Consider the following 19,676-nt stretch of genomic DNA (forward strand, 5'->3'; position numbering starts at 1 on the left):
ATCTCCCGCTTCTGACGACTCCCGACTCCCGATTCCCAGGGAGTGCGCTTACAGTCGTCGAATTAAATTCGCCACGGGTCGCACCGCTCCCGACTCCCGACTTCCGACTCCCGACTTCCGACTCCCGACTCCCGACTCCCGACTCCCGACTCCCGACTCCCGACTCTTGACCCAAATGTAAAAAACCTACCCCTGTCAGGGTGGCAAGGTTGGGAGTATGTCACATCAGGTTCTACGTATCAATGTAAATTGGTATTGTCGTCAATGTAATAAATTCATGAAATGATGAGTTGATTATCTCGAAAGGTAGATAAAATTTTACAATCTAACTTATTAGACTGAAAAAGTCAAACAATGATCAGCGTCTTCCTATGTTGTCCTGTGAGCATCCTGCCTTGCGAGTTCTAGTAGTTGACGACCATGAATTAACTCGATATAGCCTTCATTTAGCATTTTCGGCTCAGGAGAATATTGAGATAGTTGCTCTTGCTAGTAACGGGAAAGAAGCCATTGATATGGTAGAGTGCCATCACCCGGATGTGATTGTACTTGATCTACAAATGCCTATGATGGATGGTCTAAGTGCAGCCACCCGGATCAAAAGCCTAGAGCCAGACACTAAAATCATTGCCTACTCTTCAGTAGAAGACCCCCAAATTGAAGTGATGAGCCAAACTGCTCCCGTTGATATCTTTTGTAGGAAAGATGTTGCCACTTCAGATCTAATTAATTTAGTTAGGAAAATGGGCAGCAGTAAACTTAACCATCTAGAACCACTAGCTAAAATCAGCTGAGAAACGAAAACTAGAATAACGCGCTGCTAAACTAAGGAATTATGCAATTATTATAGTGGGCTGATTTCCCTATTACCTAATTACCTTCAATTATTCCATTAATCAGCAACGCCAATTGTTTGAGGCATCAGTTAGCCTTTTTATTCCGGGAAAGTACGCTTAAATTCATCGATTAGGTCATCGAGTTCTTCTAGGGCTTGATTAACATCAATTCGGAGGGTTCCCAAATCTGGTTGCTCCAGAAGCCGTAGCAAGGATTCCCGTTTACTGGTGATTAAGGTAATTCGCTCCTTAATTTTTTCCAATTCCATTTTTGGCTGTCTCTTGTCTACAACAATTTTATAATAACGATCAAATTTTCCCATAAAAAGGGGAATAAAGTATGTCAGAGAAAGACTGGGTGCATTTATTACTTCATTCTGACTTAGCCAGAGTCTGGAATATCGGTTAAGTCAGAATGAAGTATTGGGTCAATTTGATGATCTGTCAATGGGGTATAGGGGAAATAGGGGGGATAGGAGTGGAGGAATTTTACTTTAACCCATATATCGGTCATTTTGTCAACTTCTATGACTTGACCAGCGCTCTAGGATAATAAAACTGGAGTTATTTCTGTTACATAGCTAAATAATGTTACCCCGAACTTCCCTAGGAACTTTAGGTCTAGTCATTGGTGGATTACTGACCGTAATCGGCTTTGTTGCCTACGCCACCGATAATGCTACAGTGAATCTAGTGGGATTCTTTTACGGAATTCCAATTCTACTAGGAGGTCTTGCCCTCAAAGCTGCGGAGTTAAAGCCTGTAGAATTAAGCCAACCAACAATTCCTGAAGTCCTGACGCTGCGAGAGGAAACCGCCACCCCAATCCAAAATCAAATTCGCAAAGACGTAACGCGATATCGTTATGGTCAAGAAGCCCATCTAGATAGTTCCTTGGAAAGCCTGGGTTTATCTCCTACTGATGAAGAAAGACCTGTGTTGATGGGTTTACGAGAAACTTCGGTGGATGGTGCTTATGCCTTAATTCTCGAATTTGACTCCCCACTAATTCCTTTTGAGACTTGGCTCAAAAAGCAGGAAAAACTGGAAAAATTCTTTGGACCTGGTATTAAAGTAGATTTAACCCAACTTGAAGAAGACCAGGTGGATGTAGCACTAGTGGCAATGCCCGAAGAAAGCACCAGCGTGTAAAGACCTTACCTTTAAAGCTCCCCGCTGTTACCTAGACGGGGATTCTGATTTCAAACAGTCGGTCATATACCAACCCGTCACGCTGAGCGCCGAGTTCTTGCCTAGACATCGGCGCTCAGCGCTCCTGTTCTGTTGCCGGTATAGTTTCTACAGGCGGACTACATACCACTGTAAATACTCTCCAGGTCCTACATCTAATTCACAGCTGGTCTCCATCAAATACTGTCCTTGCTCCTCCAAAGAGGTCAAATGCTGCAAATCCCTGGGCAAATCATCCTGACGATTTGCCAAGATTGCCATTAACTTTGACTTTAACTCCATTGGAGTCAGAATCACCTCTGGTTGATTCGTTTCGAGAACTACATACCCATCTTCCTGGAACATTATAGAATTAGGCATATCTTAGATCAAATCTGCTTTCTTCCTTCGTTAACAATCTTAGATGGTTTATCATTCTTTGGGTCTTTGTGGTGAATAAAAAAACTATTCCTTTGCCAACCTATTCCCTAAGAGCTAAGAAGCCCTGATCGATATGTTCCTTTCTCTCAACTACGAGCCAGCTTTAGAATCCCTGGGATATGACTATTTTGACGAAGTAGCAGCAGCAGAATTTCCCAGGCATATCCTGCGGTTTCGTAACGACCAATTGCTACCCCGTATTGGGTTAAATCCCCAAGACACTAACGACCAAGACTTTATCCAAGCTTTCGGTAAATTTCAGGGAGTTCGACCCTTTTTAGCCCTGCGCTACCACGGCTATCAATTTGGTGAATATAACCCTAGACTAGGGGATGGCAGAGGTTTTCTCTATGGTCAAGTAAGAGGTATCGATGGGGAACTTTACGACTTCGGTACCAAAGGCTCTGGCACCACACCCTACTCCCGAACTGCCGATGGTAGACTGACCCTCAAAGGAGGGGTGCGGGAAGTACTTGCAGCTGAAGCGTTGCACAATCTTGGCGTTTTGACCTCCCGTTGTCTGAGCCTGATTGAAACTGGTGAGCAACTGTGGCGGGGTGATGAACCCTCTCCAACTCGCTCATCAGTGATAGTACGTTTTAGCCGTTCCCATATCCGGTTTGGTACCTTTGAGCGACTGCATTACTTTAAGCGTCCGGATTTAATCAAAAAGCTATTAGACCATGTGATTGAGCAGTACTACCCAGCCATCATCCCCCTCAGGGAGGATAAGAAACAAGAGCAGTATGCTCAGTTTTACGCCGAGTTGGTGGAACGAGTGGCTCGATTGGCAGCCCAGTGGATGGCAGCGGGTTTTTGTCACGGTGTCTTAAATACCGACAATATGTCGATTACTGGAGAAAGTTTTGATTATGGACCTTATGCCTTTATCCCCACCTATGACCCTAAGTTTACCGCTGCTTACTTTGACTATTACAGGCGCTATAGTTACGGCAATCAGCCTGGAATTTGTCAGTTAAATTTAGAAATGCTTCAGCAACCGTTAGGGATGGTAATCCCAACATCGGAGATGGAAGCAGGTTTAGCCGAGTTTGGGAAACATTATTACCGCAATTATCGGCACTTGATGCTGAATAAACTGGGATTTGAACAGTTGCCAGAATCGGAAGAGTCAGAGTTATTGAGGTTAACGATTCAGTTCCTGCAAGATACTCAGGTGGGTTATCACGCTTTCTTTGCTGAATTAGCCCAACAGTTTGATAAGAGTTGGCGAGATGATGTTAGTAAGATAATGAGCCGAGAATCCTTTTGGGAGTCAGATGCTAAGTATTCCTCCCTAGCAGATTGGCGCAATTTCTACCACCACCTTTTACAAAATTTATCAGTTGATCAGCTCAAGGATATGTCAGCACTTTTGCGAGATAAGAATCCGCAAACTGCTTTACTTAGACCTGTGATTGAGGCAGTTTGGGAGCCAATTACTCAGGAAGATAATTGGGAGCCGTTTTATGAGTTGATCAGCAAACTACAAGCTAAACACTGAAATAGTAAAAACTGAAATAGCGATTAGTTCCAAGCCGAGGCAAGAACCATTTATCCCATTTATTTATCCCATTTAAGTTAATTTAATTCAAATTAGGATTATTGACATTTCCCTTAAGTTCTGGTATAATCCCAGCCGGTCTAGGAGATGACACTGGAGCTTTAGGTATCTCAAGCAGCGGTCGATTCACAGCAATCCTGAGGGGTTCTGTTTGCTCCGCTATCTTTAGCTCTGGTGACGAGCCATTAGGCACAATCATCGAAACTGCACCGACAAACATGGCAGCAAGGGTGGCACCACCCCAAACAAATTTTCGGCGATTCCGGCGGCGGTCAATTTTTGAGAAAACTTGCTGTGCCAGTTCTTGAGCTGGTTGCTCTGTTGGTGGGACGGGCATGGTTCGGAATGCCTGACGTAGCATCACCAGTCGATTGTATAATCGTTTGGCATCTGGGTCAGTTGCCAATAGCTGCTGGACTTCAGAGCGCTCTGCTGATGTTACTTCCCCATCAACGTAAGCACTGATTAATTGAAAGCTATCGCGTTTGAGGGAATCCATATCTTTGGCAGATTCCTGCCCATAATTGTTATCAGGGTTAAATTTAGAGGTCATTTTCTCATCACCAACGAGTCATCGTAAACTCCCCACACTAGATCTCCGATATTTTTTATTTTAAGGGAATAACCAATAAAGGAAATCCGGCGCTTTAGATAAAGATCTGATTAAGCTTGTCTTGTTAAATCCGGCGCTTTAGATAAAGATCTGACTCACGCAAGCCTTGTAAAAATTTGATATATTATTAAGTAACTATACTGATGTTTAGGAATCTAGATAAGCTTGCAGGTGAGATTGCAATCTCGCTCTTGCTCTAGCGATTCTAGACTTAACGGTTCCGAGAGAAGCGCCAGTAATTTCAGCAATTTCTTCATAAGCCATACCTTCGATTTCCCTAAGGATAATGGTAGTACGAAACACTTCTGGCAACTCTGATATTGCCTTGTGCAGTTGCTCATAAAACTCTCTGGTCGTCATATCTTCTTCTGGACCAGGCTCTGCTGAAGCAATTTCCCAATCCATATCGCCATCATCCATATGACGTGGTGCATCCAGAGACAGGGGGTGGGCTACCCGCTTGCGTTTGCGGAGCTCATCATAGAACAGATTGGTGGCAATACGGCTTAACCAACCTTTGAACTTGACTGGTTCATTAAGTCGTTTAATATTACGGTAAACCCTAATCCAGACCTCTTGGGCTAAATCGGAGCGATCTTGCCAGTCTGGTGCTAAGTGATACAAAATCTTGTCCACGTGGGACTGATACCGACGTAGTAGCTCAGCAAAGGCTGTGCGGTCAGGACTCATACCTTCCTGACAGCGTAAAACCAAATCATAGTTAGAGAGTTTCTCAGGTTGCACCGGCACTTGAGGAAGCTTTACCTCTGTTGACCAGGATAGAGAAATTGGTTGGCTCATGATTGGAATAGCTTTTAAAACTTTCTTCCTCTCATTGACTCCCAACTTCTGCGATTGGTTCCCGTTCATCGAGCACTAGTCTATCTTACATTTTCACGCTCGTAGTGGACTGAGCCAGTAAACAGCTAATTAACTATTAAATTAACTAGTCATTACCTATTAATTAACTATTAATTAAATTAATTATGGCCATAATCCACTCAATTAACACCAGCTTAATGATCTTTTGCTTTGGGTCAGCAGGATTGTTAATCTCAGCTAAACTACCACAGCTTAAGCTGAAGCAACTTACACCTGAAATTAGCCAGGTCTTGCCAGCAACCTCTCGGTTGACCATAGCAGGACTCAGTACAGATAAGACGTTGACAAAAACCTCTTCAGTATACCCAGAACTGGAACCGTTGTCATCCGAAAAGACAGCCTCAGATCTGGTAGAACCTCAGGTAACGCCAAAGAGACTGAAATCAAAAATTCCCAAGGTTTTACCAGCCACCTCTTATTTTACTGACGCAATTGCTGCTATTACTTACCAGGTAGTTGTGGATTTGAGTGATACTACGGTTTACTTGTACTGGGGAGAACAATTGCTCCAGAGCCACCCAGTTGCTATTGGTAAACCAGGTTGGGATACACCCACTGGCAGTTTCAAAATTATTCGCAAACAACCCAACCCTATTTGGAAAGAACCGATTACTGGTGAACTCATACCTCCTGGACCTGATAATCCTTTAGGAGAAAGGTGGATTGGTTTTTGGTCTGACGGGCACCATCAAATCGGGCTTCATGGCACTGATGAAGAAGAGCTAATCGGCAAAGCGGTTTCCCACGGCTGCTTACGGATGCTCAACCAGGATATTAAACAGTTGTATGAGCAGGTCAGTCTAGGAACACCAGTCATTGTCAGGAATTAAACATTTCAGTTGTAAAAATTATACTTTAAAATGTTTTTTTAAACATCACATGTTAACAATGACTCAACGTAATCCATGTAATCCATTTGAGCGCTGAGGCTTTGGCTCAAAGCCTGGTGCACAGCCCTCTAACATGTTACTAATCTGTCCCATCAGATCTTTGCTGGTTTGTTTGCGGATTGCTTGGCGATCAGCGCCAAAATGAGGTCGCTCTAGGTATTTGGCTATGGCATCCTTGACTTGATGGTTAATTAAATCCATTAGGTCTTGCTTTGCTCTTTTACGCTGGTATTGAGCACCTTTCTCGGTAGTAGCATAGAGAGGGGGCAGTCTATTGAGGGCATAGGCAGCAATATCTCCTACCTCCAGAAAGCGATCGCTCTTGTCTTCTATCTTGGTAACTTGATCAATTGCTTCGCTTAATACCAACTCTTCCATGACATTGATAAACTGCTTGCGAGCAACTGTAACCACTTCACCAGATAGAAGCGCCCCCATCAGTTTGTCTAATGCCATATATTCTTCAATGGAGAGTTCCGAAGCTGTGTCACAAAGGCGACCGACCTCACTCTCCATCAGGGGAGTTAAGTACCCATCTTTCAAGGCTTTTTCTATAATTTGCTCAATTCTCATGAGTAGATTGAATAGCTATTGGTTTAATGGTTAAAATAATTAATAGTATAATCTAGGAATTTAGCTTCGTCTTGATCTGATTAAGCTGATCCCGATAGATGAATCTGGGGAATTTCGTGAAGGGAAGTGAGTGGTTAGTGGAATTTCCTAGTAAAATCAAAAAAAGAGTAGGAGTAAGTGAGGCATAGGGCTTTAGCCCATGACTAACTGCAAACACGAGGAATTTATTGAGTAATGGTAAATAACGACTAAGTCCTAAAGGAAGGACAAGTTAACAGCTAACTAATTGGGAAAGGGCAAGAGGAAAGAAAATTGTTCGCTCTTGCCGGTTACCTTTAACCTTTAACCTTTACCCTTGATGTTTAGATTTATCTATGATATCAAATGTGCTGGCTTAGTTATAGTATAGGTGATCCAGGTGACATACTCCCGACGCTGACAAGCGCGGTACAGCGCGGGCTTCTTACCAACACCATCCAACGATTCGGTTACACGGGTTACTTTATTAACGACACGGGATGCCCCTCCGCGCCGGAACAATACAACTCGTTCTATGTTTAGCTAGTAGGTGGCGGTTAGCTCTTAATTTGTTTTCCCTACTGTCCCTAGTATAGCCCATTGGCATTTCGACGTTCCGACCCTTGCCCCGCGCTTCCCATACGACACTTACCCAATGAAGGTAAAGTGCGGGGCTTCTCGCGGTTTAGCTAAGTGATGGGCTGGCGGAAAGTCAATTTACACCTTCCCATCTCCAGGGTACTGGGTCAACCGACTGACCGTGAACATAGAGACCCCAATGTAGATGAGGACCAGTGGAAGCACCTGTAGAACCAATGCTACCAATGACCTGGCCAGCTTGAACGAAATCCCCCTCTTTAACTTTAATTTGGCTCAAGTGCAGCATAATACTGAGTACCCCTTGACCATGGTTAATCCCTACGGTGTTACCATGAACCCGGAAACCTTGAGACTCTCGTCCTACTAGTGCTATTCGTCCTGCTGCTGGTGCTACTACTGGTGAACCGAAGCCACCGGCATAGTCAACACCACGATGGTAGTAGTTGTTAGCAAAGACACCGTTGTAGTAGCGACGAATACCGAAAACGCTGGAGACACGAGCATTGTTGGGTCTATAGAACTTACCATTCCAGAATTTTTCTGGTGTCACTAATTTTTTAAACTGGGCAACCCGATTTAATTCAAATTGGGTTGCTGGGGCAGAGGCTTTGCCAGACAGCCAGATGCGTTGGACAGGGAAAGAGCGATTCTTAAGTGGTACAGCTATGTTGTTGACTTTACCATCACCAGCCACCCGCAAAACCAATTTTCCTGGTTTATCTAATGGTGTAGTGGGTACTAAAGCTCGATAACGATTTGTCCCTGTTGCAAAGGTAGGATAGGTCTTTTGACCCATAGAAACGCTCGGTGGTGAACCGACTGTTTCGGTTTGAATTACCACTGACAAAGTATCGCCTAACTGGGGATTGTCTGGTTGAACTTGTACCTGTAAAGCTTGCACTGGTTGGCACAGGGCTACAAAACCCGATGCCAGGGCTATTGCTGTCGTTTTAATCAGACCTTTTGCAAGGTGCTTTGCACTCAGAAGTGGGGTGGGACTAGAAGGAGAATAGTGCTCTAGCCCTGATAGTGAGCCATGAGAGGATAGTGATTTCACTGACTTATACAAATTAGACTAAGATTTTTACTCTTTAGCTACTAGGGCATAGACTATCATTTAGCCCAGTGTGTTTCCAATTCCATCTAGTTTGCAGATGAACGGGACCGGGAATCTTGAGCCAGGTGCCATCATAAAAGGACATCTAACTAAGGTCGATAGTCTATCACACTAACGGTTAGGCTAATTCGGTCGATGGATGCTCTATATCAATCAATACCAAACTATGAAATAGTTTTTTTAAGGGTAACTCACGATTGCCAAACTAAGTCGAGGTTTAAATTAATGGACAGTTGGATCATCAAGCTCCATGATTTCATTGGTGAAATCCCATTCCTGGTGATTTCTTTAATTACAGCCGTAACATTTTGCTTTTGGTTAATTCCCTACACCACTGACTTGATGGTGAGCTGTGCAGCGGGTCTTGCTGGTGACTATTTAGGGCGCGAGCAACGCACCTTGGTGATTAACTCAAGTACCAATAATCCTGAGTTACTTTTAATGCTTGTCTCACTGGGATTAGGTAGGCTAGGAGGGATAGCTACCCCACTAGGCTCCAATTTTGCCAACATTTATCTTATGTTTATTGTTGCTCCATTATTTGTTTTAGTTAAGTGGTTTTTTAAGAGGGATTTCAATAATATCTTAAGTCTACTTACTCTAATGAATAGTGAAAAAAAGTTGGTTGTTTGGCATTCAATCATGTCTTTAACTATGTTTGGATTTGCCAGTGTAGCCTATTGGTGCCTAACGGGAGGGTTTCAGTTTAATTATTTATCAGAAGACATCCCATTGAGAACATGGCACTGGTTATTAATCGGAGTGTTTATCTGTATAATTGGGATCGGTATATTTGTGTATTTTGAAAATAACTTGAAAACTAAGCGCCCAGGATTATTTGAAGATATAACTGAGGAAGATTTTGAGTCAAGTTGGTGGAAGTTTATTTTAGGTACTATATCACTGACGGTATTATGTTATATTTTAAATGCCTTATTTTTGGCGTATACGGAACTCTATAGTTCAGTATTAAGTCAGTGGTTGGGCTCAGCAGTTTTTGTGGGATTACATTATTTTATTGGTAGTCTGATCTCTTCTTTACCAGAAGCTAATGTAGCAATAAAAAACTATGAACGTCTAACTTCACCGGATCTCAATACAGCCCTAGCATCAGCAAGTCAATCAAATATGACTAATCTTGCCCTGGGATGCTTGGGCTGTATTATTGCAACTATATTGTTACTGACTGGACTAAGCTATAAGTTGTAAATCAAAAATAAAGTACGAAGTATGAATGTAGAATGCAGAATTTAGAATGTAGAATTAAGAAGGCAGAATTAAGAAGGTAGAATGGTGAAGGCAGAAGGCAGAAGGCAGAAGGCAGAAGGCAGAAGGCAGAAGGTAGAAGGCAGAAGGCAGAAGGCAGAAGGCAGAAGGTAGAAGCCAGAAGTCTAAATTCTAAATTCTAAATTCTAAATTCTAAATTCTAAATTCTAAATTCTAAATTCTAAAAGGTTGAAGGGTAATGCTTGGTTGTGGATCAAGTTTTTAGTTAACCTTGATCCACCAATAAACCCATTTCAGCCTACCCTAAACCGAAGGCTATCCGGCGAACAGTCTTGAGCCTTGAGCCTTGAGCCTTCAGCCTTCAGCTGCCTCTGGCTTTAGATAAGCGATCGCATGATGAGGGATCATGATGGTCTGCTGATCTTGAGTGATCAGACACAGGCAGTTTTGATCTTGCCAGCACAACTTCCCCCTGAAGGAATCCCCAGTGAGAAGTTTTAGCTCTAGGAGTTGTTGGTCTTTGATATAGCCTTGAATTTGACTAATACTGGGCAAGCCGGTATCGAATTGGGCCATAATCACAAAAAATCGTGGGATGTTTGGGAACCCTACCAATCATAACCAATCATACTTGGCCAGGAGGGTTTTTGGGATTTTGGGCAGCATAATCAGAAAAAGTATTTTAATCAGTCGGTAGCTAAATCGACGAAAATTCGCGAAACTTAAACAAAAGGCTGCAAAAGAATTACCATTGCGCCAGAGCAGATGAATCAGGAGGTTGACTATGGAGTTTACAAAGTACCATGGACTGGGGAATGACTTTATTCTGATTGATAATCGGGATGACCCAAAACCCAGAATAACCTCAGAGCAAGCGCTACAGCTATGCGATCGCAATTTTGGAATCGGTGCAGATGGTGTGATTTTTGCCCTGCCTGGACAAGAGGGTACTGACTATACGATGCGGATTTTCAACTCTGATGGTTCTGAACCAGAGATGTGTGGTAATGGGATTCGCTGTTTAGCAAAGTTTCTGGCTGATTTAGAGGGGGCTAATCACAAAACACACTATCGGATCCATACCCTGGCTGGGGTGATCATTCCTGAACTCAAGGACGATGGTAAAGTCAGGGTGGATATGGGCATGCCCCAGCTTAGTGCAGCTCAAATTCCGACTGTTTTGGCAGAGGCTGACCAAAAGGTAATCAATACCCCGATCGAAATAGCTGACAAATTATGGGAGGTTACCTGTGTCAGTATGGGTAATCCTCACTGTATCACCTTTGTGGAGGATGCGGATGCCATACCTCTGGAAACTATTGGTCCGCTGTTTGAGCATCACTCAGTTTTCCCCCAACGAACCAATACAGAATTTATCCAAGTGGTGCGCCCTGATTATCTCAAGATGCGGGTTTGGGAGCGGGGTGCTGGGGCAACTCTCGCCTGTGGCACGGGGGCTTGTGCTTCTGTGGTAGCTGGTGTGTTAACTCAGAAAAGCGATCGCATTTGTACCGTGGAGCTTCCTGGTGGTTGTCTCGACATTGAATGGTCCGAAACCGACCAGCGAGTTTACATGACTGGGCCAGCTGAGCAAGTTTTCAGCGGTAAACTATCGCCAATCTGGGGATAAGTCCAGATTTGTTGGCTCTGTATCAATCTTGCTTGGAAAATCCTGCTTTAAACTGCTTGACTACCTGATCGAGACCAACGGAATGGGAGGCTTTAAACAATAGACGATCTCCAGGTTGGACAAACTCCAGTAGATGTTCCACTAGAGGATTAGAGTCACAGAAAGACTCAACTGGCACCGAAGTAACACCGGTTGCGATCGCTTCCGCTTCTGGATCACTTTCATCCACCAAAATCCGCAAGCCATCTAGATTTAGTTGCTCAACCTTTTGACCCACTTGCTGATGAAGTTCACCGGATTGGGTTCCCAATTCCTTCATCGCCCCAAGTACTGCTATATGTCGTTTCCCAGGAGTCTGAGCCAGCATTTCGAGAGCAGCTACCATAGATTCAACTCCAGCATTGTAGGTTTCATCGAGAATCACTACATCGTTAGGTAACTCATAACGCTGGGATCGCCCTGGGGGTAGCTCAACGTTTAAACCATTCCTGAGGGTTTCCCAATCCACCCCCAATAATTTCCCAATGGCTAGGGCCGCGAGATAGTTCAGGGCATTGTGGCGACCTGGGAGGGGGATGGGAAACTCCATGCCCTCTACTTTCAGGATTTCCGGTGCAATCAACTGTCCTTGGACATCACCACCCTCTAAACCATAGGTTAAGGTTTGCCCTTGCCAAACCTGAGCTGCGGTGTCAATTAGGCGTTGATTGTCGTGATTGAGAACCGCGACACCGTTGTTGGACATATGGGCTAATAACTCACACTTGGCTTTTGCGATCGCTTCAGTAGAACCCAACAGACCAATATGAGCTGTACCCACATTAGTAATAACCCCCACGGTAGGGTTGGCGATCTCGGTCAACTCAGCAATCTGTCCTGAACCACGCATTGCCATCTCGATTACAGCATAGTCATGGTCTGGTGTCAACTCCAGCAAGGTTTTGGGTACACCGATTTCATTGTTGTAATTGGCCTGGGTTTTGAGTACAGTTCCTTTAGTAGACAAAACTGCTGCGATTAGCTCCTTAGTGGTAGTTTTGCCTACAGAACCAGTGACAGCAATCACCGGAATCTGAAACTGGTCACGCCACCACCGAGCAATTTGCTGGTAGGCTTTGAGAGTATTTTCTACCTGAATCAGGGGCAAACCTTCGAGTTGGCTAGCGTTAGTCGCCTCAGCAATGACCGTTAATGCCCCCTTCTCTACTGCCAGAGCTGCATAATTATGACCATCAAACTTTTCACCCCGCAGTGCTAAAAATAGTTGACCCGGCTCCAGGTTACGGGTATCAGTGGTAATGCCAGTGAATGACTTTTCCAGGATTTTTTCTGGAATGCCTACTGTCTTGGCGGCGAGAATGTCAACTAATTTTCCTACAAGAAGCCGACACACCATAACCTTATTGTTCTCCCAGTGTCCTAATTGTGCTGTTTTCTCTAAACGCTCTATTTTCCAGGTAATTCAATAAATTTCACATTGTTTTTACTTAATTTTCACAATTTCCACTGATTGGCACAATTAGGTAAATACTAGATGAAGATATACTAATACTATAATAGCTCACCTAAAGTTTAGGTGATCATTAGAATATATCTACTGCCGTAGATATATTGTGATACCCCAAACTCTCTTTGTGTTAGCTAAGCCATTTAAAGTTGAATTTTCATCTTCTCAAGCCAACCACCATTGATGAGCCCTAGCTTTAGCACCTAGGAGAGCTACCTAAAGTGACCACCTGGAGAGACTCTAAAGAATCGGAAATTCGACATATTAGCTTGCAAGAGCAGCAAGTTTACAATCACTTACTCCAGTGGGTAAGGGTAGAATCACCCAAGCAATCAATTGAACGCTTCAAAAGGCTCTTCCTGGATGGAGTGGGATACGAAGATTTTGACATCTGGTTGGCCTTGGAAAAGATAGTAATGGATAAACGGGCTCGGACAGAGTTCCGATTTGTGATCAATCGCTGCTGCCATATTCTGATCAATCACTGGCATCTGAAACCAAACACCAGAAGAGCAGTCCAAGAATTGGTAGCTCTGTTTGATCATGTGCCGTCTCCAATGAGGGTTCACTCTCGGGCTCCTAGACGCCTGCGGGAACTAATGCAGCTGTTCAAAAGAACAGAGCAATATCTAACTTTGCAACGTCTATCCATAGTAATGAGTGATACACCTCTATACTCTAATGGTTCTAAGCGAGTGGCAAATTTGATTCAGCGGTATCCCTACTTATATGAACATTGCTTACTCAGTGAAGACAGCTCTCAGGAATATCAGCAAACTGTCCGGCAAGTTCAAGCTAGGGTTCAACGGCGCTTTGAGTGTGATTTATCTAAGTACGTAACCTATCAGGTGCGATGCGCCCATGTCATGCGAAATCGGCAGATCAGGACTCCAAGACGAATTATTCAACCAGTGTCAAATCCCACATTGCTGACCGAACGAGAGTTGGCGAGTGCTCTCAAGCAGTTTTTTGGCAAAGTGCAAGGGTCTTACACTTACCAAGATGTTGCTCGTAGCTTCCATACCCACAGTCAGCACACAGCCTGTTTCAAAGACTTCAAGGACGATTTATATGAATATTTGATTGCCTCGATTGACCCGGCCTATGGGAAGCAACAGTTTAACAAGCGGTTGTATAGTCATTTGCAAAACACCTTGTCTGAATGGGATTACCAAAGGCCAAATGAATTTATGGTGGTGCGCACCTGTAGTCAATTGTTAAATTTTTTGGTGGTGGAAAGCCCTCAGCGCCCCCATCACTATACATTTGTTGATTTGATTGGCAATATAGGAACCACCATTACCACTGGACTATTGCTCAAGATTGTATTGATCTGCCGTAAAGTCAAGCCCTATTTAGAAAAGCGATTTTCGATTTTGTTTAACCACTACGAGTCCCAAACCAGAAACAGCGTACCCTGGTTAGTCCCGTCTCTGGAAAACTTGAATATTGCCTTGAGTGTACACTTTGGCTCAGCTGATATCTCCTGCCTTAATCAGATTATGTAAGTTATTGCGTAGCGCTATAACTATAGCGTTTATCATACCTATGAGGTACACAGAATTTGTTACCACTTCCGACTTCCCTACTCCCTACTCCCTACTCCCTACTCCCTACTCCCTACTCCCTACTCCCTACTCCCTGTTCCCTTTGCTATAGTTGCTAGATTCCGATTATTGTAGAGACTCATTGCTTTTTCCACACCTTGCTTAAGAGACAGTTCAACCGCCTCAACTGCTAGTTGGACTACCTCAGACATTAACTCGGCTTCCTGGGGTGAAAATTTTCCTAGGACGTGGGAGATCGTGTCTGGCTTCTGACTGGATTTGCCGATGCCAATCCGCAGGCGAGGGAAGTTTTGCGTACCCAGATGGGCAATTGCGGATTTCATGCCATTGTGTCCTCCCGCTGAACCAGAAAGGCGCAGACGCAAACGCCCTACTGGTAAGTCCATATCATCATAAATGATCAGGACTGACTCAGGTTTTAGCTTGTACCAATCAGTCACCGCCCGAATTGCTTGTCCAGAGCGATTCATGTATGTCAGGGGCTTGAGCAAGCTTAGCTTATTTCCTTTTAGTCCAATTCCTTGACCAAACCATCCCTGAAACCGGCGATGTTCGCTTCCTGAAATCTGTAATCGACCTGCGATCGCATCTACCACTTCAAAACCGATATTGTGCCGGGTTTTATCATACTTGGGTTCCGGATTACCTAAACCCACAATCAGTTGAGGAATTATAATCTGTCCGGTTGTTTCGATAGTGCTCATGGTCAAAAATCGTTTTGGTAATCGGTAATGGGTAATGGGTAACCCATTACCTACGGTTTATGATCTCGATGTTTCCGGACATCATAAACAGGGGAGTGGGGAATAGGGTGAAGTCGTGCAGGCATGGGTGCTGAACTTGACACGTCATACTTTACATGTTATATTTCACACGTTATATTTAACACGTTATACCTTTCCCCATCCCGGATTAATTAAGCAGGATATTGAAATAAGGATTCCAGATAGACACGAGCACAAGCGCGATAACTCTGGGAGGTTTCTGGGGTCTTACCAATACCATTTTGGAGCAAAAACAGAGAAAGTGCTGCTGTGAAGACCCGGTCTTGGTCCCAGCTAGGATGGGTTTCTAGGTAGCGCTTGAGAGACTCATGCAGGTCTTCGGGGATTTCTGCCAGGATACTTACAGTTGCGTTCATAATCACCTCTTCATATAAAGGTATTTTTGGAAAAAGCCACCTGATTTCAAGCACTTCAGATAACTGCCTTGGCTACAAGAAAGCCAAGACAAGCCAGCACCGAAGCACTGAATTTTGATGCCACCCTTGCTTTAGTTAAGAACTATCCCCAAATCGGCTAGGGTAGTCCGTGCTAACCGCTGCTACTGGGCGTAGGTTAGCTTAGAGCAAATTTTTTTATAGGTTGGTCGCACCATTTTCATCTGAAATGGGGTGGGTTTGTCAATGCTGCGAAATATTACAACTCTTGTTGAAATTCCGAAATGTATACGAAATAATCAGGGTTTGAGGCGCTTTTTTGTTACATAACTTTACATAAACTGCGGTCTTAACTGCTGCGGAATACTAAGTCGGGAAAATCCCCAGTAAAACTGGAATACCTAATGCCACCGTTGAAGCTTGTGGAAAACTATGGGAAAACTGTGGAAAAGCTTGAAGCTCTGTGTGGAAACAGTGGGGAATCTGTGGGGGAAAGTTGGGACAAACGATAAGAATTCTTACAGTTTCGTTGGCGGTGGAAAACTGGTGACCACAGATGGGGTCATTGTATATTGAAACACCTAATTAATTAGTTTACTTTGATTAACAAACTCTTAAGTTGACTCCTTAAGGAAAAAACAGCGATGCAGCGCGGTCTTGGGGAGGCAGCGCGGTCTTGGGGAGGCAGCGCGGTCTTGGGGGTTTCCCCCACTCGCTATTGCCGTGGTTCCCCCCACTCGCTATTGCCGTGGTTTCCCCCACTCGCTATTGCATCAAGACAAGGAAAAAAAATATAACCACTGACTAATTGCTTCTAACCTAATTATGTGATATTGTCAGATATATTGTATCTACGCCACCTAAAAGTTTCTTCACGGATTTGTTGTATGTCTTGATCAGAGATTTTGTTCAAGTGAGACAACACTAAACTCATGCGGCCTTGAGCCTTGAGTTGGTCACGGTGGCGGCAGAGAAAATCCCAGTAGAGGAAATTAAAGGGACAGGCTCCCTCCCCAGAGCGTTTCCGAGGATTGTAAGCACAACTGCTGCAGTAGTCGCTCATTTTATTGATGTAATTAGCTGATGCAGCGTAAGGTTTGGATGCTAGGATGCCGCCATCGGCAAACTGACCCATACCAATCACATTGGTTTGCATGACCCAATCATAGGCATCAATAAAGGCTCCATGAAACCATTCTTCAGGTGCGACCCGTGGCGAATTTAATTCGCCAACGGAAAGCGCACCTAAGATCGATTGAGGGGAAACTCCAACAATTAGAGCAAAATTGCTCAACACCATCAGTCGCTGAATGTGATGGGCGTAACCGGTTCGTTCAACCTGACTCAAAATTTGGAGTAAACAGTTCATGTCTGTTTTCTCGGCATGCCAGTAAAAGTCAGGTAGGGGCTGGGTGTGGTTGAACCAATTGCTTTGGGAGTAGTCAGGGTTCATATAGATATAAATGCCGTGCATATATTCCCGCCAACCCAGGACTTGACGAATAAATCCTTCTGTGCTGCTTAAGTCGAGTTGGTTTTAAAGTGGCCCATGGCTGACCAAATGAATACGAGTTTTTGGCGGTGGTAACGTCTTTGTTGGACGTAGCTTAGGGATTCAATCAGAATTACTGGCGTATTTTGATGGTTTTGTTGACAACTGTTTAGCGCTGATTGTTGAGTCCAAAGTTGATCCCCTAGTACCCAAATCCCGATAGTCATTATGGCTGATGCTTTTTACTGTCTTGATATCATACAATAACCTCAGGGATTTTTGTGTTGAGTTTTAGGAATTAGGGAATCGGGAATCGGGAATCGGGAATCGAGAATCGGGAATCGAGAATAGGAAATATAAAAAAAGTGGAAATTAGATTAATTTTCTCCACTTATTAATTAAAATTTATGGGTAAATTAATCAGAGATTATTAAAAATTATTTTTTTACGGCGGTTTGCATAACTATCAGGTACACAGGATTGTTTTCCCTCTTCCCTCTTCCCTACTCCCTGCTCCGAACGCGCCCCGCGTGGCCCACGGCCTCAGTCCCTGCTCCCTAAAAACCTAGAAATTTGTACCTAATTGAATTGCAAACTGCTGTATATGTTTTTTTAGAAAAATTATCAATCAAACAATAGTTATATAGAGCAGCTATAAATTGGTTTATAACTGCTCTACATATTATTTGGGTGCGGCTCTTTTAAAAGTACGGTAGACTAGATCTCAGTAAAACTGACAAATTAGTCAGAGTAATAGTTTGAGTCAATACCTCCTGGTGGGTGACCAGCTGAAAAAGTCAGCAGTAGTTCAGGAAAAGTTTGGACCTATGCAACCATCGATCTCAAATGAAGACATGTTTTTCTCACAAGCGCGAGAGCTATTTGAAGAAATAGTGGACTGGCTGGGTTCAGATAGTGTTTGCGGTTTACAACATGGGGAATTAGAGAGTAAACTGCTTGAAAACGGATACGAACTATTAAGACGACTGCTGCAAGGTTACTTCGACAGACGAAGTGATGACGAGATCGAAGGAGAATGCTTAGGTAACGACGAAGCCAAGAGAACCCATAAGAAGAGATTTACAAGGAAGCTGACAACAATATTTGGCACGATCATCGCCAATCGAATCGGTTATGGTGGACGAAAAATAACTTCCCTCAACCCACTCGATGCCGAGTTAAACCTACCAGTAGAAAAATACTCCCACGGACTGAGAGAGCGAGTGGCTGTCGAAGTAGCTCGTTCAGGGTTTGGCGAAACAGTCGAAATCATACAGAAAACAACAGCCGCAAAAGTTGGTAAGCGACAAGTTGAACAATTGGCTTATAAAAGTGCTTGTGACTTTGATCAATTCTATGCTCATCAACAAGCACAATCGGTTGAATTGAAGGAGACGGGGGAAATAGTAGTTATTAGTGTGGATGGCAAGGGTGTTGTCATGCGTACAGAAGACTTACGTGCTCCCACGCAAAAAAGAGCGCTGGCAAATAGCAAGAAGTTAAATAAACGATTAACTAAGGGGGAAAAACGCAATTCAAAGCGAATGGCAACAGTGGCTTCAGTTTATACCATCAACCCTTTTGTTCGTACACCTCAACAAATTGTCAGCACAGAAGAAGAACACAAAAAAATCAAACGACCCAAACCAATCGGTAAGCGTGTTTGGGCAAGTTTAGTTAAAGAACCATCACTTGTTATAAAAGAAGCTTTTGACGAGGCATTACACCGCGACCCCAATCAACACAAGCGTTTTTGCGCTCTGGTCGATGGTAACAAGACACAATTATCGCGCTTTGAAAAAATTTGCTCGCGAACACCATCTCAAGTTAACGATTGTCCTGGATATTATTCATGTGATTGAGTATCTGTGGAAGGCTGCATTTGCCTTCTATTCGGACACTAGTCAACAAGCCGAAGTTTGGGTTAGTAAACGTTTACTGCTGATCCTTGAAGGTAAATCGAGTACAGTTGCTGGGGGTATGCGTGGTAGCGCTACAAAGCGCCAACTTTCTGCATCACAACGTCAGCCAGTGGATAAGTGTGCCAGATATTTACTCAACAACGCTGCTTACCTCAAATACCACGATTACTTGAAAGCTGGTCTTCCCATTGCCACTGGGGTTATTGAGGGCGCTTGTCGTCACTTAATCAAAGACAGGATGGACATTACCGGGGCTAGATGGAGTCTTATGGGTGCTGAGGCGGTTTTACGTCTGCGCTCGCTTTATGTTAGCGGTGATTGGCAAGAGTATTGGCCCTTTCACTTAAAGCAAGAGCATAAACGTAATCACTTGTCTTTGTACAAAGATGGCCTTCCTTTGATGAAACGACTAATTCAAGCTCGTTGCTCTATTACTGCTCCTCCTACTCTTCCGATACCTCTCTAAA

General features: G+C 43.8%; 20 protein-coding genes and 2 pseudogenes. 10 read left to right on the forward strand and 12 right to left on the reverse strand.

From position 1 onward, the window contains the following. Together LYNGBM3L_RS45275 and LYNGBM3L_RS29355 are read left to right on the forward strand one after the other, a co-directional pair. Positions 1-181: pseudogene (locus tag LYNGBM3L_RS45275) on the forward strand (hypothetical protein); the annotation flags it as partial. A gap of 190 nt (positions 182-371) precedes the next feature. After that, the gene (locus LYNGBM3L_RS29355; RefSeq protein WP_008189993.1) at positions 372-794 is read left to right on the forward strand and encodes a response regulator; all 423 of its coding nucleotides are present in this window, start codon (positions 372-374) and stop codon (positions 792-794) included. A 140-nt stretch (positions 795-934) separates the two neighbouring features. Here LYNGBM3L_RS29355 and LYNGBM3L_RS46200 read toward each other — a convergent pair whose 3' ends face one another. Next, entirely contained in the window at positions 935-1,105 is a 171-nt protein-coding gene (locus tag LYNGBM3L_RS46200) for a hypothetical protein (RefSeq protein ID WP_165691818.1), read from the reverse strand. 319 nt (positions 1,106-1,424) lie between these two features. On the opposite strand from LYNGBM3L_RS46200, the gene LYNGBM3L_RS29365 reads away from it, so the two are divergent. After that, positions 1,425-1,988, forward strand: coding sequence for a DUF2854 domain-containing protein (locus tag LYNGBM3L_RS29365; RefSeq protein WP_008189999.1), 564 nt, complete (start codon positions 1,425-1,427; stop codon positions 1,986-1,988). Between the two features lie 147 nt (positions 1,989-2,135). Here the strand turns inward: LYNGBM3L_RS29365 and LYNGBM3L_RS29370 are convergent, their stop codons facing one another. Further along, a complete protein-coding gene (locus LYNGBM3L_RS29370) occupies positions 2,136-2,387 on the reverse strand; it encodes a CRR7 family NDH-1 assembly protein (protein WP_044495296.1) in 252 nt (83 codons plus the stop codon). Between the two features lie 133 nt (positions 2,388-2,520). Here LYNGBM3L_RS29370 and LYNGBM3L_RS29375 point away from each other — a divergent pair, with 133 nt between their 5' ends. After that, positions 2,521-3,951 carry a protein adenylyltransferase SelO gene (locus tag LYNGBM3L_RS29375; protein WP_008190002.1) on the forward strand — a complete coding sequence of 477 codons (1,431 nt, stop codon included), beginning with the start codon at positions 2,521-2,523 and terminating at the stop codon, positions 3,949-3,951. An 82-nt stretch (positions 3,952-4,033) separates the two neighbouring features. Here the strand turns inward: LYNGBM3L_RS29375 and LYNGBM3L_RS29380 are convergent, their stop codons facing one another. Together LYNGBM3L_RS29380 and LYNGBM3L_RS29385 are read right to left on the reverse strand one after the other, a co-directional pair. Further along, positions 4,034-4,564, reverse strand: coding sequence for an anti-sigma factor family protein (locus LYNGBM3L_RS29380; protein ID WP_008190004.1), 531 nt, complete (start codon positions 4,562-4,564; stop codon positions 4,034-4,036). Between the two features lie 207 nt (positions 4,565-4,771). After that, positions 4,772-5,425 carry a sigma-70 family RNA polymerase sigma factor gene (locus LYNGBM3L_RS29385; protein ID WP_044495298.1) on the reverse strand — a complete coding sequence of 218 codons (654 nt, stop codon included), beginning with the start codon at positions 5,423-5,425 and terminating at the stop codon, positions 4,772-4,774. A gap of 185 nt (positions 5,426-5,610) precedes the next feature. Here LYNGBM3L_RS29385 and LYNGBM3L_RS29390 point away from each other — a divergent pair, with 185 nt between their 5' ends. Further along, entirely contained in the window at positions 5,611-6,336 is a 726-nt protein-coding gene (locus LYNGBM3L_RS29390; protein WP_008190009.1) for a L,D-transpeptidase, read from the forward strand. A 63-nt stretch (positions 6,337-6,399) separates the two neighbouring features. On the opposite strand, the gene LYNGBM3L_RS29395 is transcribed toward LYNGBM3L_RS29390, so the two are convergent. Together LYNGBM3L_RS29395 and LYNGBM3L_RS29400 are read right to left on the reverse strand one after the other, a co-directional pair. After that, positions 6,400-6,969: a late competence development ComFB family protein gene (locus LYNGBM3L_RS29395; protein WP_008190011.1), complete on the reverse strand. Its 570-nt coding sequence runs from the start codon at positions 6,967-6,969 to the stop codon at positions 6,400-6,402. 730 nt (positions 6,970-7,699) lie between these two features. After that, positions 7,700-8,644, reverse strand: coding sequence for a M23 family metallopeptidase (locus tag LYNGBM3L_RS29400; RefSeq protein WP_008190014.1), 945 nt, complete (start codon positions 8,642-8,644; stop codon positions 7,700-7,702). Positions 8,645-8,839: 195 nt separating this feature from the next. Between LYNGBM3L_RS29400 and LYNGBM3L_RS29405 the strand changes: the two genes are divergently transcribed. Continuing rightward, positions 8,840-9,913, forward strand: coding sequence for a hypothetical protein (locus LYNGBM3L_RS29405; protein ID WP_229414756.1), 1,074 nt, complete (start codon positions 8,840-8,842; stop codon positions 9,911-9,913). Between the two features lie 372 nt (positions 9,914-10,285). On the opposite strand, the gene LYNGBM3L_RS29410 is transcribed toward LYNGBM3L_RS29405, so the two are convergent. Then, a complete protein-coding gene (locus LYNGBM3L_RS29410; protein WP_008190019.1) occupies positions 10,286-10,507 on the reverse strand; it encodes an Hfq-related RNA-binding protein in 222 nt (73 codons plus the stop codon). Positions 10,508-10,709: 202 nt separating this feature from the next. Between LYNGBM3L_RS29410 and dapF the strand changes: the two genes are divergently transcribed. Next, complete coding sequence (dapF, locus tag LYNGBM3L_RS29415) at positions 10,710-11,561, forward strand: diaminopimelate epimerase (RefSeq protein WP_044495301.1); 852 nt, start codon at positions 10,710-10,712, stop codon at positions 11,559-11,561. A gap of 22 nt (positions 11,562-11,583) precedes the next feature. On the opposite strand, the gene LYNGBM3L_RS29420 is transcribed toward dapF, so the two are convergent. Further along, positions 11,584-12,957 carry a UDP-N-acetylmuramoyl-tripeptide--D-alanyl-D-alanine ligase gene (locus tag LYNGBM3L_RS29420; RefSeq protein WP_008190024.1) on the reverse strand — a complete coding sequence of 458 codons (1,374 nt, stop codon included), beginning with the start codon at positions 12,955-12,957 and terminating at the stop codon, positions 11,584-11,586. Between the two features lie 332 nt (positions 12,958-13,289). Between LYNGBM3L_RS29420 and LYNGBM3L_RS29425 the strand changes: the two genes are divergently transcribed. Then, positions 13,290-14,576: a Sll1247 family protein gene (locus LYNGBM3L_RS29425; RefSeq protein ID WP_008190025.1), complete on the forward strand. Its 1,287-nt coding sequence runs from the start codon at positions 13,290-13,292 to the stop codon at positions 14,574-14,576. 119 nt (positions 14,577-14,695) lie between these two features. On the opposite strand, the gene pth is transcribed toward LYNGBM3L_RS29425, so the two are convergent. Together pth and LYNGBM3L_RS29435 are read right to left on the reverse strand one after the other, a co-directional pair. Then, the gene (gene pth, locus LYNGBM3L_RS29430) at positions 14,696-15,340 is read right to left on the reverse strand and encodes an aminoacyl-tRNA hydrolase (RefSeq protein WP_008190027.1); all 645 of its coding nucleotides are present in this window, start codon (positions 15,338-15,340) and stop codon (positions 14,696-14,698) included. A 212-nt stretch (positions 15,341-15,552) separates the two neighbouring features. After that, complete coding sequence (locus LYNGBM3L_RS29435) at positions 15,553-15,777, reverse strand: DUF2811 domain-containing protein (protein ID WP_044495303.1); 225 nt, start codon at positions 15,775-15,777, stop codon at positions 15,553-15,555. 662 nt (positions 15,778-16,439) lie between these two features. Here LYNGBM3L_RS29435 and LYNGBM3L_RS44545 point away from each other — a divergent pair. Beyond that, the gene (locus tag LYNGBM3L_RS44545) at positions 16,440-16,592 is read left to right on the forward strand and encodes a hypothetical protein (RefSeq protein WP_154659953.1); all 153 of its coding nucleotides are present in this window, start codon (positions 16,440-16,442) and stop codon (positions 16,590-16,592) included. Positions 16,593-16,618: 26 nt separating this feature from the next. Here LYNGBM3L_RS44545 and LYNGBM3L_RS29440 read toward each other — a convergent pair. Together LYNGBM3L_RS29440 and LYNGBM3L_RS50010 are read right to left on the reverse strand one after the other, a co-directional pair. Continuing rightward, a pseudogene (locus LYNGBM3L_RS29440) lies at positions 16,619-17,332 on the reverse strand (cryptochrome/photolyase family protein); the annotation flags it as partial. Continuing rightward, entirely contained in the window at positions 17,317-17,514 is a 198-nt protein-coding gene (locus tag LYNGBM3L_RS50010; RefSeq protein ID WP_008190035.1) for a cryptochrome/photolyase family protein, read from the reverse strand. The gene LYNGBM3L_RS50010 and the pseudogene LYNGBM3L_RS29440, both read right to left, overlap by 16 nt. A gap of 600 nt (positions 17,515-18,114) precedes the next feature. Here LYNGBM3L_RS50010 and LYNGBM3L_RS37365 point away from each other — a divergent pair. Continuing rightward, positions 18,115-19,675, forward strand: a protein-coding gene (locus LYNGBM3L_RS37365; RefSeq protein WP_193374720.1) for an ISKra4-like element ISMpr2 family transposase whose coding sequence is annotated in 2 segments (ribosomal slippage) — positions 18,115-19,077 and positions 19,079-19,675 — 1,560 coding nt in all. Because the reading frame shifts where the segments join, the coding sequence is not laid out codon by codon here. Position 19,676: the final 1 nt, after the last annotated feature.

Source organism: Moorena producens 3L (assembly GCF_000211815.1).
In the GTDB taxonomy this organism is placed as follows: domain Bacteria; phylum Cyanobacteriota; class Cyanobacteriia; order Cyanobacteriales; family Coleofasciculaceae; genus Moorena; species Moorena producens.